Source organism: Chitinophaga sp. XS-30, from assembly GCF_008086345.1.
Taxonomy (GTDB): domain Bacteria; phylum Bacteroidota; class Bacteroidia; order Chitinophagales; family Chitinophagaceae; genus Chitinophaga.
Genome location: NZ_CP043006.1, coordinates 224,594 through 239,999, shown reverse-complemented (window position 1 = coordinate 239,999; position 15,406 = coordinate 224,594). Strand labels below are relative to the sequence as shown.

Genomic DNA, 15,406 nt, shown 5'->3' with positions numbered 1-15,406 from the left:
TTTTTGTATTTTGCTATCGATTGCAAAAAAAGAAGCACGCTATGAATAACGATTACTCAAGGAGACTATTTTTAAAGCAGGCCATGCTCGCTTCTGCAGCCATGGCCACTCCCGGCATATTGATGGCAAAAGGGCGCGCCCTGCCGCGCAGGCTGGGGCCCAATGAGCGGGTAAACCTTGCCTGCATCGGTATTGGCAACCGTGGAGGTGAAATTATCAGGGACCTGTATAAAACAGGCCTGTGCAACATTGTAGCGCTTTGCGATGTGGACATGGGGGCGCCGCACACGGAAAAGATACTGAAGCAATTCCCGGACGTACCGCGTTTCCAGGACTTCAGGCAGATGTTCGACAAGATGGGTAACCAGATCGATGCCGTATCCGTTGGTGTTCCTGACTTTTCCCACTTTCCCATCACCATGATGGCTATCGGCCTCGGCAAACATGTGTACGTGGAAAAACCGATGGCCCGTACCTTCAATGAAGTGGAACTGATGATGAAAGCCGCCGCCAAACACCCTGAAGTGGTGACCCAGATGGGTAATCAGGGCCACTCGGATGCCAACTATTTCCAGTTCAAGGCCTGGGTGGATGCAGGTATCATCAAAGACGTGACCGCCATTACCGCACATATGAACTCTCCCCGCCGCTGGCACGGATGGGATCCCAATATCAAGGCATTTCCCCCCGCGGAACAGATACCTTCCACGCTGGACTGGGATATCTGGCAAATGGCCACCAAAGGGCATAGTTATAATAAAGATTTCGTGAACGGCCAGTGGCGCTGCTGGTATGACTTCGGGATGGGCGCGCTGGGAGACTGGGGCGCACATATCTTGGACACCGCGCATCAGTTCCTGGATCTTGGTCTGCCTGCCGAGGTTAACCCGGTAAAACTTTCCGGGCATAACAACTTCTTCTACCCGATGTCGTCCACCCTCTCCTTCAAATTCCCGAAACGTGGCAATATGCCGCCGGTTGAAGTGATGTGGTATGATGGGGTGGACAATTTGCCGCCCATACCCAAAGGATATGGCGTATCCGGCCTCGATCCCAATATTCCGCCACCGAGCACCGGCGCCATAGAACCGGCAAAGCTCAACCCGGGCAAGATCATCTACGGCAAGGACCTCACCTTCAAAGGAGGTTCGCATGGCAGCACACTCTCCATCATCCCGGAAGAAAAAGCAAAGGAAATGGCCTCCAGGTTGCCGGAAGTGCCGAAAAGCCCGTCCAATCACTTTGCCAACTTCCTGAAGGCATGCAAAGGAGAAGAGCAGACCCGCTCACCCTTCGCCATCGCCGGACCGTTGAGCCAGGTATTCTGCCTGGGCGTATTGGCACAGTGGACAAATACGAGGCTTGTGTTCGACCGTGATAAAAAGATCATCACCAACAATAAAAAGGCAAATGAGTTGCTGGTAGGGCCTCCGCCGCGCAAAGGCTGGGAGCAGTACTATAAAGTGTAGGCAGGATCTGCGATAAGATATAAAGGGCTGACCAGAAAGTAATGGTCAGCCCTGATTTATTCGGGTAACCGCCCGCTTGCCAACGGTGCGCGCATCATTTTTACTTTTTAAAGACACCCTTTTCCTTACTTTCATACAAAAAAAAAGATGGCAAGAGCATTTTTGGGCATGGGCCTGCTGGGCACGAACTTCGTAAAAGCACTGCTGGAAAAAGGAGAACAGGTGCAGGTCTGGAGCAGGAACCCTGAAAAAGCCCTTTTACTGGAAGCATCGGGCGCCGGTGTATTTGCATCGGCTGCGGAGGCGGTTAAAGGAGCCGACCATATCCACCTGACCCTGAAAGACGATGCCAGTGTAGATGAAGTACTGGTTTCCGCCGCCGCCGGCCTTAAATCCGGTGCGGTGATCATTGACCACACCACTACATCGGCCGAAGGCGCCATTCAGCGCACAAAGGAATGGAAAGAACGCGGCTTCCGTTATTTGCATGCACCGGTATTCATGGGCCCGGCGAATGCCAGGGAAAGCAGTGGGTATATGCTGGTATCCGGTGACCAGGAAGTGATCGGCCGGGTAACGCCCTTGCTGGAAAAGATGACAGGCAGGTTGATCAATCTCGGGCTGGAAGAAGGGAAGGCCGCCGCGATGAAACTTATCGGGAATTGCTTCCTCATTACTTTTACAGCCGGCCTGTCGGACACTTTATCCCTCGGTAAGGCATTGAACGTCTCCGCACAGGACATCGGCGCTCTTCTTGACATCTGGAACCCCGCGCAAACCTTGCCCAACCGGCTCCTCCGCCTCAGCAGCGGTGATTATAGCAAGCCCTCCTGGGAGCTGAATATGGCGCGAAAAGACACGCAGCTGTTCATCAGTTCCGTTGAGCAGGGTAGCGGAGCACTCGCGGTTATACCCGCCATCGCCGCGGAAATGGACCGCTGGATAGCTAAGGGGTTCGGGACCAGCGACTGGACGGTCATTGCCAAAGATGCAGCATTGTAGGAGAAGGGGGATGCTGCCGGTCAATGATCATCCACATCCAGCCCTTCCTGGTCGCCCACTACCAACACTCTTAGCGGTTTGCCTGCTACCGGTATGCTGCTGGTTTCCTGCAGGGTTTCCAGGCTGAACATTTTCACTGCGCCGGCAGCCTGATCGGTCACATACACATTTTTCCGGGATACCGCGAAATACGGTTTCTCTGTCGCGGCGGCGCCTGCGGGAATCGCCGCGCTGATCTTGCCTTCTTTTTTCAGTTGTGCAGTAATCGCATCGTAAATTTTCAGTTGGCCATCCGTCATCATCACATACAGGTTTTTCCCTTCAGTATCCAGCATGTATTGATGAATATTGCTTTCATTCTTTTGCACGAGCGTGATCTGTTTTGCAACAGGGTCAATCTTGTACAGACCCATAGCCGCCGTATATCCGAAGAAATGCGGCAGCGCTTTGTTGCCAAGGATCGTACCCAGCCAGGCGGTGCCGAAGTCCGCCGGATAGTCTACAAGATATTGCGTACCGTTCTGCTGGATGATCAGCACGCCCTCCGGTGCGCCGAAAGCAGCAAGTTCGCCATTGCCGGCATCACCATGTATGCCGGTGGTCGTGATCGTGCTTTCATGAAGCGTAGCGCCGAAACGGTCAATTATCCTGACCTTTTCCGGTAATGTTCCGCTCACCGAGCCGTCCTTTTCTGTCACAGCGATCGTTTGGTCATCAAATATGACCATTGCGCCGTGATGCGGTGCAGCTACCGGGAGAACGCGCCCTGTACCGCTTTCCAGCTCGCTGTCCTTGAACAGGCTGAGGCTGCCGGTACCATCGTTGAAGATAGCGCTGAGGCCCGCGTGTGAAAAGAAGTGCGTAGGACCGGCTTCGGTAAATGTCTGCGCCGCCATCTCCGGCTCATGCACATGCAAATGCCCGCCATGCACTTCAATACCGGTGTTGAAGAATTCCACCGTATTATCGGCGCGACTGATGATAGTGGCGAACTGACCGCTGGAGGTGGCGTATAATGAAGGCTGGGCGGCCTTTACCGGGTAGATCGTTGTTTTCTTTGTCAGCGGTTCGAGTTCAGTGATCTGGGCTTTGTCCACATCCGTGATTACCAGCCTGAGATATGGAGCCTCCGGTTGAACGGGCTTTTCCGGCGGGGCGTCGTTCTTTTTACAACCGGCGATAAACAGCCCGAGCATAACAATGGGCATCAGTGATTTTTTCATATTTGATAGCGTTTAATGTGTGCAACAAGGTTGCAAATATAATTAAATGCAACTTTGATGCAAATAATATCAGGCTTTATTTTTTGCGGCCCCCGCGTTTTTTCGGATGGCCGGCTTTGCCTTGCAAACTGAGAACGCTCCTCGAAAAATGTCATTAAACTATCCCCCGGATAAGGTATATTTGTTGGTTGTAGTTAGTTGCAATAAGATAACAAACAGCCGTTTTAAACATATTGAAATGAACTAAAGATGATCTGACAACTGTTCAGATTTTGGATGAAAAGCAAAAGGGCCGTTTTCACGGCCCTTACTGACGAAGGAAGAACTTTAGGTAATTTTAATGTGAATGCCCTGCCGGGTGCGGATGGGAGTGTTCACCTTGCTTATGAACCGCATCCGGCAGGTGCGCCGTATCTTCATCATAATACACGAAGAAATACAGGTAGATGGCCCGGGAAATACGCATCAGCCAGGGTTGTACCAGTATCAGTATAGCCCCGTTCACTGCCAGCCAGTACAACAGGCTGTCATCTTTCCACGAAATACCGATGAGCAGCCAGTACCAGATCAGGTTGAATACGGAGAGCGCTACACCGAGAGCGTAACTGACGTAACCGGTACCAAACCAGAAACCCGTTTCCAGTTCATAATGCTGTCCGCATACGGGGCAATCGGCATGCATGTCGAATATCCTGGACAGCCGCCAGTGGAAAGGATTTTTTGTACGGAACATATCGCCTCGCCTGCATCTGGGGCATTTCATCGCCAACAGGCTGAGGAAGAAATTCGGTTTTTTCTTCATGATCGGCAAATTTACAGAAAGCATCCGGGCTAAACGTTGATTTATATCAATCGTGTTGCGGGCTTTCGTCAGGAGCCGCCAATGCCGGGGAGACGCTGCGGCGCATAGCGTTTTTTGCAAGCGTATGTCATGCCGGGGAGCCGCTTCAACGCACAGCGCTTTTTTGCAGGAGCATACCGCTTATCCGGCCGGTACCGGCTCCATGGTTTTCCTTTCACCGATCTGTTGCCGCCACATGGCGTAATACAGCCCCTTTTCTTCCAGCAGACCCCGGTGTGTGCCGGTTTCCACGATGCGCCCTTTTTCCAGCACATAGATGCGGTCTGCATGCATAATAGTAGACAGGCGGTGTGCGATCATGACGGTAATATGTTCTTTGGTAGACGTTACATCACGAACGGTTTGGGTGATGGCCTCTTCCGTGATGGAGTCCAGTGCGGAGGTCGCTTCATCGAATACGAGCAACCTGGGCTGGCGGAGCAATGCACGGGCGATGGACAGCCGTTGTTTTTCCCCGCCGGATATTTTGATGCCGCCTTCTCCGATCACGGTATCGATCCCGTTTTCCGCGCGGGCCAGGAGGTTGTAGCAGGCCGCCCGGTTCAGGGCGCTCATCAGCTCTTCATCCGTGGCGCGTGGATTGACGAACAGCAGATTTTCCCGGATGGTGCCGGAGAACAACTGTGTATCCTGCGTTACAAAACCGATCTGCATGCGCAGTTCCTCAATGTCGATATCGGTAGCATTCAGCCCGTTGTACAGGATGCGGCCCTCACCGGCGTTGTATAGTCCTACCAACAACTTCACCAATGTGGTCTTTCCGCTGCCGGAGGGTCCCACGAAGGCTACGGTCTCTCCCGTTCTTACACTGAAGCTGATATCGTCCAGTGCATTGTTCAGCGCTGTGAGATGCCGGAAGCCCACGGATTCGAAGGTCAGCTCCCGAACGGCGGATAGCTTCGGCGGGTTCAGCGGTGTTGGTTCCACCGGGGTATCCAGTATCTTTTTGAAATTCGTCAGCGATACCTGTGCTTCCCGGTAAGCCAGGATGATATTGCCCAGCTCCTGCAGGGGGCCGAACAGGAAGAATGAGTATAGCTGGAGGGTGAATATCTGCCCGAGCGTGGCCGTATCCTTGTACACAAGATACAGGAGCACAAACAGGATGCTGGAGCGCAGGAGGTTCACAAAAGTGCCCTGCACAAAGGCGATGGTCCGCACGCTGCGCACTTTCTTCAGTTCCAGCAGCAGGATCTTCATCGTATTGGCATTGAGGCGGCGCACTTCCTGGTTGGTGAGGCCGAGGCTTTTCACCAGCTCGATGTTACGCAGCGATTCTGTCGTGGCGCCGGCCAGCATCGTGGTTTCCTTGACGATATTCTTCTGGATGGATTTGATCTTCCTGCTCAGCACATTCATCAGCCATCCGAGCAGGATGCATCCACCGAAATATACGAATACGAGCGACCAGTGCACGCTGTACGCGAAGATCATCACGAATACCACACCGATCAGGGTGGTGAACAGGATGTTGACGAACAGGGAAATGAACTTTTCGCTGTCTATCCGCACCTTCTGCAATATCGCGAGGGTTTCGCCCGAGCGCTGGTCCTCAAACTCCTGGAAAGGCAGGCGCATGGAGTGCCGAAGCCCATCCGTGTACACCTGTGCGCCGAATTTCTGGATCACCACGTTCACAAAATAATCCTGGAACGCCTTGGCAATGCGGGAAATCATTGCCACGCCTATGGAAGCCAGCAGCAGCAGCAAAACGCCATACAGGTACTGGTTTTGCGTACGGGGAATGACAGCTTCCCCTTCCTTGTTGAATGATTGCGGATGTGAAGCGAACTGGTCTACGATCTTGCCGAAGATCCAGGGGTCCATCAGCGAGAATACCTGGTTAATGGTGGCCAGCAGTAAAGCCAGTGCTATCAGCCACTTATAGTTCCGGAGGTACGAAAGCAACAATTTCATGTAGCAAAGGTAGGGGAATAAAAGATGTTCAAACATCGGTTTCTGCTGTACTTATCACGGTATTTTTCCGTAATTTGAAGGGTAGCCGGAGGTCATCCGTCCGCTTGTTGGATAGCCTGAAAAACTGACATTATTCCACGCTAGGCTTTTACGTTTTACCCGGCATATCATCATCACCCAGGTCTTCCCGAATGAACGCCCCGCAGCAGCCCTATGTTCAGGGGCCCGGCGTTCCGTCCGGTCGCTGACATCAAAAAAGTTGACAAATGAAAATGTATGATGAAAAACACATCAAGAATGTGGTGCTCATTGGCGCTGCCAAGAGCGGTAAAACGACGCTGGCCGAGGACATGCTGTTCGAGGCCGGCATCATCAGTAAACGCGGGACCGTAGAGGAGCGCAATACGGTTTCAGACTATCACGAAGTGGAGCATGAACGGGGAAACTCGGTATATGCCACCACCATGCATACGGAGTGGCGTGACTACAAGATCAATATCATGGATACCCCCGGGCTGGAGGACTTCTCGGGGGAGGTCGCCTCTTCCATCCGCGTTTGCGATACGGCTGTCATGCTGCTGCATGCGTACAACGGGGTGGAAGTAGGAACAGAGCTGATCTGGGATTATGTGGACCGCTATAACAAACCTACCATTCTGGCGATCAATCACCTGGACCATGAAAATGCCAATTATGCCCAAACCCTCGAGCAGGCCCGGCAGTTCTTCGGGCCCGCCGTCACCGTCATGCAATACCCTGTAAATCAGGGCCAGGGGTTCAATGCTATAATAGATCTGTTGAAAATGACCATGTACCGTTTCCCTCCGGGCGGCGGCAAACCTGAAAAATTGCCCATTCCGCCGGAGGAGCAGGAGGAAGCGGACCGGCTGCATAATGAACTGGTGGAGAAAGCGGCCGAAAATGATGATGCCCTGATGGAACTGTTCTTCGAAAAGGGCAGTCTGGATGAAGATGAAATGCGTAAGGGGTTAAAGATCGGGATGATGAAGCACCAGGTGTTCCCGCTATTTTGCCTGTCTGCCCGCAATAATATGGGCAGTGGCCGGATGATGGGGTTTATTGACAATGTAGCGCCATCCGCCGTGGAGATGCCGCCGGAACAAACGGAAGACGGCAGGGAAGTGCCTTGCGATCCCGGCGGACCTGTCTGCCTGTTCATCTTCAAGACCCTGCTGGAACCGCATATCGGCAAACTGTCCTTTTTCAAGGTCATGAGCGGAGAAGTAAAAGCAGGGCAGGAGCTGTTCAATGAAAAAGGCAATACCACAGAACGGCTTAACCAGTTGTTCATCGCTGACGGGAGAAACCGGCAGCCGGTGGAAAAACTGCGCTCCGGCGATATCGGCTGCACCCTCAAGCTGAAAAATACATTCACCAATCATACGCTGAACGAGAAAGGGTTTACGGCCCAGATAGCGCCGATCCACTTTCCGCCGCCGAAAGTACGGGTGGCCATTGAAGCAAAGAACAAAGGCGATGATGAAAAGCTGGGGGAAGTGCTGAGCGAGATCCATATGGAAGACCCTACCCTGGAAATTGAGTACAACCGTGAACTGAAACAGGTGATCCTGCACGGCCAGGGCGATCTGCACCTCGCTGTTACCCGCTGGCGGCTGGAACATATTTACAACATGGAGGTGGGATACCGGCCCGCGCGCATCCCTTACCGGGAAACCATCCAGAAGCCCGCGCTGGCATCGTACCGCCACAAGAAACAATCCGGTGGCGCCGGGCAGTTCGGGGAAGTATATATGAAAATTGAACCTTATTATGAAGGAATGCCGCCTTTCGGGGAATATACCGTGCGGGAGACGGAAGAGATAGCGCTGAACTGGGGAGGCAAGCTGGTGTTCAATAACTGTATCGTTGGTGGTGCAATTGACACGCGTTTCCTGCCTTCCATTCTGAAAGGCGTGATGGAAAAAATGCAGGAAGGCCCGCTAACGGGGTCGTACGTACGGGATGTGCGGGTGAGCGTGTACGATGGGAAAATGCATCCGGTGGACAGCAATGATATCTCTTTCAAGATAGCGGGGATGATGGCCTTCCGTGATGCCTTCCACCAGGCCGCGCCGCAATTGCTGGAGCCGGTGTTCGAGCTGGAAGCCTCCGCTCCGGATGTGATGATGGGGGATATCATGAGCGAATTGCAAAGCCACCGCAGCGTGATCACGGGGATGGATACCCATGTGATCAAGGCCAGGACGCCGCAGGCGGAGCTGGACAGGCTGTATGCCTCTCTGCGCAACGTGACGCAGGGAAAAGCCAAGGTGAAAGCGGTGTTCGCCGAATATGCTCCCGTGCCGGGCGATGTGCAGAAGAAGCTGAGCGAGGAATACCGGAAGATGGAGCATGAGAACGGTCAGCATTGATAAGCGCCCCATTGTTCCCTGTCGAGTGTTCTGAACCGGATAGCTTCGGCTATGTGCGTTGTGTTGATGTGTTCGCTGTCCGCCAGATCTGCAATGGTACGGCTCACCCTGAGTATCCTGTCGTACGCGCGGGCGGAGAGCTGGAGACGTTTCATGGCGGATTCAAGCAGCTCCAGGGCTGCGGGTTCAGCATGACATAAGCTGACGTTCATCTCTGCATTGTAATGGCCGTTCCTGGCCCATTGGAGGTTTCGGGCTGCGATCACCCTTTCCCTGATGGCAGCGCTTCGTTCTCCGTTTGCTGCTGTTCCGGGGGCAACCGGCGTTACTTCCACATGCAGGTCTATTCTGTCCAGCAGCGGCCCGGAAATTCTGTTGATGTATTTCTGCACAGCGCCCGGCGCACAGGTGCAGGTTTTCTCGGGGTGATTGAAATAGCCGCAGGGGCAGGGATTCATGGACGCTACCAGCATGAAGCCGGTTGGGAAATCCAGACTGATCCTGGCGCGGGATACAGTCACTTTCCTGTCCTCTACAGGTTGCCGTAGCACCTCCAGGGCAGTCCGTTTATATTCCGGCAGTTCATCGAGGAACAATACACCATTATGCGCGAGGGAGAGTTCTCCCGGCAGTGGTGGATTGCCGCCGCCAACGAGCGCAATATCGCTGATGGTATGATGCGGCGAACGGAAGGGCCTGCCGCGAAAAATGCCGGTATGCTCAGGAAGTTTGCCCGCCGCCGAATATACCTTTGTGGTTTCAAGCGCTTCCTGCAAGGTCAACGGTGGCATGATCGTTGGCAGCCGTTTGGCCAGCATGGTTTTTCCTGCTCCCGGAGGCCCGATGAGGATGATGTTATGTCCACCTGCCGCCGCAATCTCCATGGCGCGCTTGCTTACATTTTGTCCCTTCACTTCTGCAAAATCCACATCGAAACACGCTTGCTCCGTATATGGTTCGGCCGGAAAGCTTTCCAGCTTCACCTCCCCACCCAAAAATCCCAGCACCTCGGTCAAATGCTTCACACCATAGACATCCAATCCTTCCACCATGGCTGCTTCACGGGCGTTCTGCAAGGGGAGGATCATGCCGTGGAAACCCTCCTTTTTCGCCTGCAGCGCCATGGGCAATGCACCGCGAACGGGACGTAAAGTGCCGTCCAGCGACAGCTCGCCCATGATCACGAAACGTTCGGGGGGAAGGGCAAAAGATAATTGTTTCGATGCGGCCAGGATGCCAACCGTAATGGGAAGATCATATGCAGTACCGGCTTTGCGGATATCCGCGGGCGCCATATTCACGATCGTGCGGAGGCGCGGCATTTTGTATCCCGCATTCTTGATGACCGTTTCTATGCGATAACCGCTTTCTTTCACGGCATTGTCAGGCAGGCCCACAATATAGAATTTGGTGCCCTGGCCTACATTCACTTCTATCGTAATGGTGATGGCTTCCACGCCCTGCACGGCGCTGCCGAAGATTTTAACCAGCATGGGACAAACAATGGTTTATTTCATGTCGAAGATAAGGGAAAAATCATTTCATCTTCTCCAGCAACTCAATTACTTTTTCTTTTTTCAGGATGAGAAAGCCGATCTTTTCTTTAGCGATTCCGTCCTTCAGTTCATAGGTGAACTGCAGATTGTCATCGATCACTTCAGACTGGAAATATTTGAAAATGATCTGGTCTTCTCCCTGCAATTCATCGGCGATCTCATAAAGGTGCGTGGACAGGATGTAGAGGCAGTTGTGGTTATGCAGCAGGCCGTTGATCACCGCCAGGGAACAGTTCTTGGCATCTTCCACATTGGTACCTTTGAACATTTCATCGATGAGGATCAGCCAGTTTTTTCCGTCACTGATCTTGATGATGGTATTCTTGATGCGTTGCACTTCACTGTAGAAATAACTTTCGCCTTTGAAGATATTATCCTTTACATCGATGTTGCTGAGAATGCCATGGAAAAAAGTCAGTTGCATGCTTTTCGCCGGTACGCCCATCCCCAGGTGCGCAAGGAATACGGCGATGCCCACGGCTTTGATGAAGGTGGTCTTGCCGGCCATATTGGCGCCGGTAAGGAAGAGGAAATGTTTATGCGGGTCCATCGCAATATCATAGGCTACCGGTTGCGGCAGGATCATGTGATACAGTTGCTGGATGGCAATGTGCGGTTTGTTATCGTCTGTGAACGCCGGGAATTGCAGGGAAAAGTGGCGTATGGCCATAGCCATGCTGTGATAGGCGTCCAGCCGGGTGTACAGTTCCGTCAGTTCCCATAATACTTTCCGGTGCTTCCGGCGGATGAGCCGGTCGTACCGCAGTATCTCCACGAAACTGAAGCGGCCGTTTTCCTGCAGTTCCACGATGTCGTCGAACTCTTTCTGCGCCAGCAGTACCCGTGCCCTGTCCAGCAGCAGCTTAAGGGTAACGGGAGCGTCATCGGAATTGAAATGTGTTTCCAGGTATTTGAAACCTTTGATAAGGTTGAGCAGCTGATCGAAGGAGAATTTGATAAAACCGTAGTCCGGCGCGTAGATGGTTTTGGTGACAACAGCGTTCAGGTACAGTGAAATGCCCCCGGAGCTGGATATCGGCTCTATTTCCGCATTCAGGTAATTCTCCACTACCACAATGGAGCCGTTGGAGATCATGGGCGGCCATTGCGTTTCTTTTTCCAGCAGGTAGCGGAGCATTTGCTGGCGGTTGTGGATCGCCTGAATATCCTGAAGCGGTGTGCTGAACAATTTGCGCAGGTACTCCCGGCCGCCGGAGGTGGTGGTGAAATCCAGTTTATGAAACAGGGAATATTCGTCATCCCGGTTAAAAATAGAGAGATCCAGGTAGGTTGTTTTATCCAGCTCCATTCGCAGACTTTTACGTGAATTTAGGGTGTAATGTTAAGGATGTAGATGCCGGACACGGAAATTTCCATAAAAACGGTTTTATACATTGAACATCAGCCGTTGCCCCGGCTGATTCTCGTTGAAAGTTCCGTTCTCGTATGCGAGGTGCCCGTTGACGAAGGTATGGGTGATGGCCGCGGGGAAGGTATATCCCTGGAAGGGGCTCCATCCGCAGTGATAGTGGATATTCTGCTCCGTTACAGTGGTGGACTGCTGCAGGTCCACGATCACGGCATCGGCGTAATACCCTTCGCGCAGGTAACCTCTTTCCCTGATCCGGAAACATTTTGCGGGGGCATGGCTCATTTTTTCCACCATCTTTTCCAGCGACAAGCGGCCGGCTTTCACGGATTCCAGCATCATCAGCAGGCTGTGCTGTACCAGCGGTACGCCGGATGGCGCCTGCAGATAGGGTTGCTGTTTTTCTTCCCAGGTATGCGGAGCATGGTCCGTGGCGATAATGTCCAGCCGGTCATCCAGCATGCCTTTCCACAGTGCTTCGCGGTGATGGGGGGCTTTGATGGCGGGATTGCATTTGATCAGGTTGCCGTATTGCGTATAGTCGTCAGCGGTAAACCAGAGGTGATGTACGCAAACTTCGGCGGTGATCCTTTTTTCTTCCAGCGGCAGGAGGTTCCCGAACAGCTGCAACTCCTTTTCTGTGGAAATGTGCAGGATATGCAGGCGGGAGTTGTGTTTTTTGGCGAACTGGATGGCCACCAGCGAGGACTCAAAGCAGGCTTCCTCGTTGCGGATCAGCGGGTGATCGGCAGCGGTGAGGCTTTCCCCTCTTTCCTGTTTGTATTTCTCCATATTGGCGCGGATGATCTTCTCATCTTCGCAATGTGTGGCAATCAGCAATTCGGTTTCGGAAAATATCCTTTCCAGGGTGAGGTAGTTGTCTACCAGCATATTACCGGTGGATGAGCCCATGAATATCTTCACGCCGCATACCCGGTCTTTTTTGGCATTGGTTTTCAGCACTTCATCCGCATTGTCGTTAGATACGCCCATGAAAAAGGAGTAGTTGGCGAGGGACCCTTGTGCGGCAATATTGTATTTATCCTCCAGCCTTTCCTGTGTAACGGCTTCCGGCTTCGTGTTGGGCATTTCCATGAAGCTGGTGGTGCCGCCGGCCACGGCTGCGCGCGCTTCTGAATGAATATTGGCTTTGTGGGAGAGGCCGGGCTCGCGGAAATGCACCTGGTCGTCGATCACGCCGGGCAGCAGGTATTTGCCTTCCCCGTTGATCTCCGTACCGGTCTCCCCGATCTGCGCCGCGATCTTTTCAATGCGGCCGTCCCGGAAAAGCACGTCCTGCACTTTTGTAGTGCCTTCGTTTACAACGGATATATTTTTGATGATGGTCTTTTGCATGCCCCAAAGTTACATTTTCCGCGTTAATGCAGGAACGGAATGCGACTGTTGTGCGGCTACGCCGGTTGAGCGCTTGTCGATACCGTTTGGCGGCGCAGGCTTTAACCTTGCAGGTGAATGGAAAACACGATGGTGCGGGATTTCAGCTGGTCGATCACATTGGAGTAACGCAGGTTCGGATCTTTTACATGTACATTGCCGATGCCATTGCTGATCTTGAATTCAGGTGTGAAGATGAAGCTGGGCATATAAAATTCAAAGCCGGCGCCGATCTCGTAACCATAATCCATCTTGCCGATCTTTACCAGGTCTTCCGCACGGCGGGTACGGGCGTTGGAAGACAGGTCATAGTCGAATTTCAGCCCTGCGATGGTGTAAACGCGCATATTATTGATGCGGTCTGACTTGAATTTGAACTGGAATGGAAAGGTGAGCAGTATGGATTCGATCTTTTTTTCCGTTTCGCGCTGGGGGTAGTTTTCCTGGTAATAGAGGTTTTTATTGGCAAATACCAGCTGCGGATTTATTCTGAGGTCGAACCGGTGGTTAAGCCGCAGATTGGCCAGCAGTCCAAGGTTGAACCCGATGGTTTTCAGCGGTTCGGCCACCATGATGGAATCTCCTTTCAGGAAGAGATCGGAATGGGACAATTTGAAATTGGACTGGTTGACGGCAAGGGTGATGCCGAAATAATAAGGTTTGCGGTCGTGCTCTTCCATATTCAGCTGTGCGCTGGCGGAGGAGCTGCCCAGCAACAGAAGGGCGGCCGCTATCAGCGGGTAGCGGAGTAAATAGAGCATATGCCGAAGCTTAATGTTTTGCATGTAACTGCCTGGAACCCGGTTTTGTGTAAAATATCGCACATCGCCTGACCCTGGGGAAAGGCTTTCACAGAATCCGGCAGATAGGAATAGGCTGCTTTGTTCCTGGCGATCCACTTTCCGATGGAGGGGGTAATGTAGCGAAAATAAAAGTTATATAGTTGTTTTACAGGCGTTTTCGTGGGATTGGAAAACTCCAGGATCACCGCTTTACCGCCAGGTTTAAGCACCCGCCTCATTTCGGCCAGCCCTTTTTCCAGGTGCTCAAAGTTCCGGACGCCAAAGGCGACCGTTATGGCATCAAACGTCCCGTCAGGGAAACTTATTGTTTCGCTATCCCCTTCCTGGAGGGTAATTTTGCCGCTTAAACCGGCCTTTTCCACTTTCTCCCGGCCAAATGCCAGCATACCTTCGGAGATATCAATACCGATGATCTTTTCCGGTTGCAACATACGGGCGGCCATAATGGCCACATCGCCGGTGCCGGTAGCTACATCCAGTACCACTTTCGGCTGCATCGGCTGCAGTATCCTGAGGGCCTTTTTGCGCCATCCCACGTCGATGCCCAGGCTCATGAACCGGTTCAGGAAATCGTACCTTCCGGCAATATCATTGAACATGTGGGCTATCTGCTCCTTCTTGCTTAATTTTGACCCTTCAAAAGGAACCACTTTCTGTACATTCTCTTTGCTCGCCATAGTGGCGCAAAGTTAATAGAATTACCTGAGGGACCGCAAATCGAAAATATATGGTGATCAAATCTGCTGAATACCTGATCAGTAATGTGGACTGGCAAAAATGCCCGGCGGCCGACAAGCCGGAATACGCTTTTATCGGCCGTTCCAACGTGGGCAAATCGTCCCTGATCAATATGCTCACCAGCCGGGAGAAGCTCGCGAAAACCTCCGGTACACCGGGGAAAACCCAGCTGATCAACCATTTTCTCATCAATAATGAATGGTATATCGTGGATCTGCCGGGGTATGGCTTTGCCAAGGTGTCGCAGAGCCAGCGTCGCAGCTGGGAGCAGATGATAGAGAACTACCTCCGCAAGCGCCCCAACCTGGTGAATGTTTTTGTGCTGATAGACAGCCGCCTGACACCGCAGAAGATCGATATCGAGTTCATCAATCAGCTGGGGGAGTGGCAAGTGCCCTTCCAGCTGGTATTTACGAAAGCGGACAAGAATACGCAACTGGATACAAGCCGCAATGTAAAAGCCTTTCTGAACAAACTGCGCGAGAGCTGGGAATTTCTGCCCGCCAGCTATATAACGTCTACGGTTAAAAAAACGGGGCGGGACAAGATACTGGAATTTATAGATGAGATGAACGTGCGCTTCCGCGGGATCGCGTAAGGGGGGAGATCGTAAGCCGGGCCTGTAGGGGATGACAACGGCATCATGCCGGGGGAACGGCATGCGGCAGAACAGGTGGGG

The 15,406-nt window shown here is 52.6% G+C and carries 12 protein-coding genes; 4 read left to right on the top strand and 8 right to left on the bottom strand.

All coding sequences use genetic code 11. The features are described 5' to 3' along the window. Positions 1 to 83: 83 nt before the first annotated feature. Both FW415_RS01000 and FW415_RS00995 read left to right on the top strand, forming a co-directional pair. Positions 84 to 1,469, top strand: a complete 1,386-nt coding sequence (locus FW415_RS01000) for a Gfo/Idh/MocA family oxidoreductase (protein WP_246858873.1) — start codon at positions 84 to 86, stop codon at positions 1,467 to 1,469. A gap of 147 nt (positions 1,470 to 1,616) precedes the next feature. Next, a complete protein-coding gene (locus FW415_RS00995) occupies positions 1,617 to 2,471 on the top strand; it encodes an NAD(P)-dependent oxidoreductase (RefSeq protein WP_148382453.1) in 855 nt (284 codons plus the stop codon). 20 nt (positions 2,472 to 2,491) lie between these two features. On the opposite strand, the gene FW415_RS00990 is transcribed toward FW415_RS00995, so the two are convergent. The 3 genes from FW415_RS00990 to FW415_RS00980 form a co-directional block, all read right to left on the bottom strand. Beyond that, positions 2,492 to 3,694 (bottom strand): hypothetical protein, encoded by a 1,203-nt coding sequence (locus FW415_RS00990; RefSeq protein WP_148382452.1) that lies wholly within the window; start codon positions 3,692 to 3,694, stop codon positions 2,492 to 2,494. Positions 3,695 to 4,031: 337 nt separating this feature from the next. After that, positions 4,032 to 4,496 carry a DUF983 domain-containing protein gene (locus FW415_RS00985; protein WP_246858872.1) on the bottom strand — a complete coding sequence of 155 codons (465 nt, stop codon included), beginning with the start codon at positions 4,494 to 4,496 and terminating at the stop codon, positions 4,032 to 4,034. A 180-nt stretch (positions 4,497 to 4,676) separates the two neighbouring features. Beyond that, positions 4,677 to 6,473, bottom strand: coding sequence for an ABC transporter ATP-binding protein (locus tag FW415_RS00980; RefSeq protein ID WP_148382451.1), 1,797 nt, complete (start codon positions 6,471 to 6,473; stop codon positions 4,677 to 4,679). A 266-nt stretch (positions 6,474 to 6,739) separates the two neighbouring features. Between FW415_RS00980 and FW415_RS00975 the strand changes: the two genes are divergently transcribed. Beyond that, complete coding sequence (locus tag FW415_RS00975) at positions 6,740 to 8,866, top strand: translation factor GTPase family protein (RefSeq protein ID WP_148382450.1); 2,127 nt, start codon at positions 6,740 to 6,742, stop codon at positions 8,864 to 8,866. Here the strand turns inward: FW415_RS00975 and FW415_RS00970 are convergent. The 5 genes from FW415_RS00970 to ubiE form a co-directional block, all read right to left on the bottom strand. After that, complete coding sequence (locus tag FW415_RS00970; RefSeq protein ID WP_148382449.1) at positions 8,857 to 10,359, bottom strand: YifB family Mg chelatase-like AAA ATPase; 1,503 nt, start codon at positions 10,357 to 10,359, stop codon at positions 8,857 to 8,859. The two genes, FW415_RS00975 and FW415_RS00970, sit on opposite strands and share 10 nt — an antisense overlap. A 43-nt stretch (positions 10,360 to 10,402) precedes the next feature. Continuing rightward, positions 10,403 to 11,731 (bottom strand): DNA mismatch repair protein MutS, encoded by a 1,329-nt coding sequence (locus tag FW415_RS00965; RefSeq protein WP_148382448.1) that lies wholly within the window; start codon positions 11,729 to 11,731, stop codon positions 10,403 to 10,405. 78 nt (positions 11,732 to 11,809) lie between these two features. Then, entirely contained in the window at positions 11,810 to 13,147 is a 1,338-nt protein-coding gene (locus tag FW415_RS00960) for a dihydroorotase (protein WP_148382447.1), read from the bottom strand. 101 nt (positions 13,148 to 13,248) lie between these two features. Then, complete coding sequence (locus FW415_RS00955) at positions 13,249 to 13,947, bottom strand: porin family protein (protein WP_148382446.1); 699 nt, start codon at positions 13,945 to 13,947, stop codon at positions 13,249 to 13,251. Beyond that, positions 13,920 to 14,666 carry a bifunctional demethylmenaquinone methyltransferase/2-methoxy-6-polyprenyl-1,4-benzoquinol methylase UbiE gene (ubiE, locus tag FW415_RS00950; RefSeq protein ID WP_148382444.1) on the bottom strand — a complete coding sequence of 249 codons (747 nt, stop codon included), beginning with the start codon at positions 14,664 to 14,666 and terminating at the stop codon, positions 13,920 to 13,922. Before ubiE ends, FW415_RS00955 begins: the two co-directional genes overlap by 28 nt. 50 nt (positions 14,667 to 14,716) lie before the next feature. Here ubiE and yihA point away from each other — a divergent pair, with 50 nt between their 5' ends. After that, entirely contained in the window at positions 14,717 to 15,325 is a 609-nt protein-coding gene (gene yihA, locus FW415_RS00945; protein ID WP_148382443.1) for a ribosome biogenesis GTP-binding protein YihA/YsxC, read from the top strand. Positions 15,326 to 15,406: the final 81 nt, after the last annotated feature.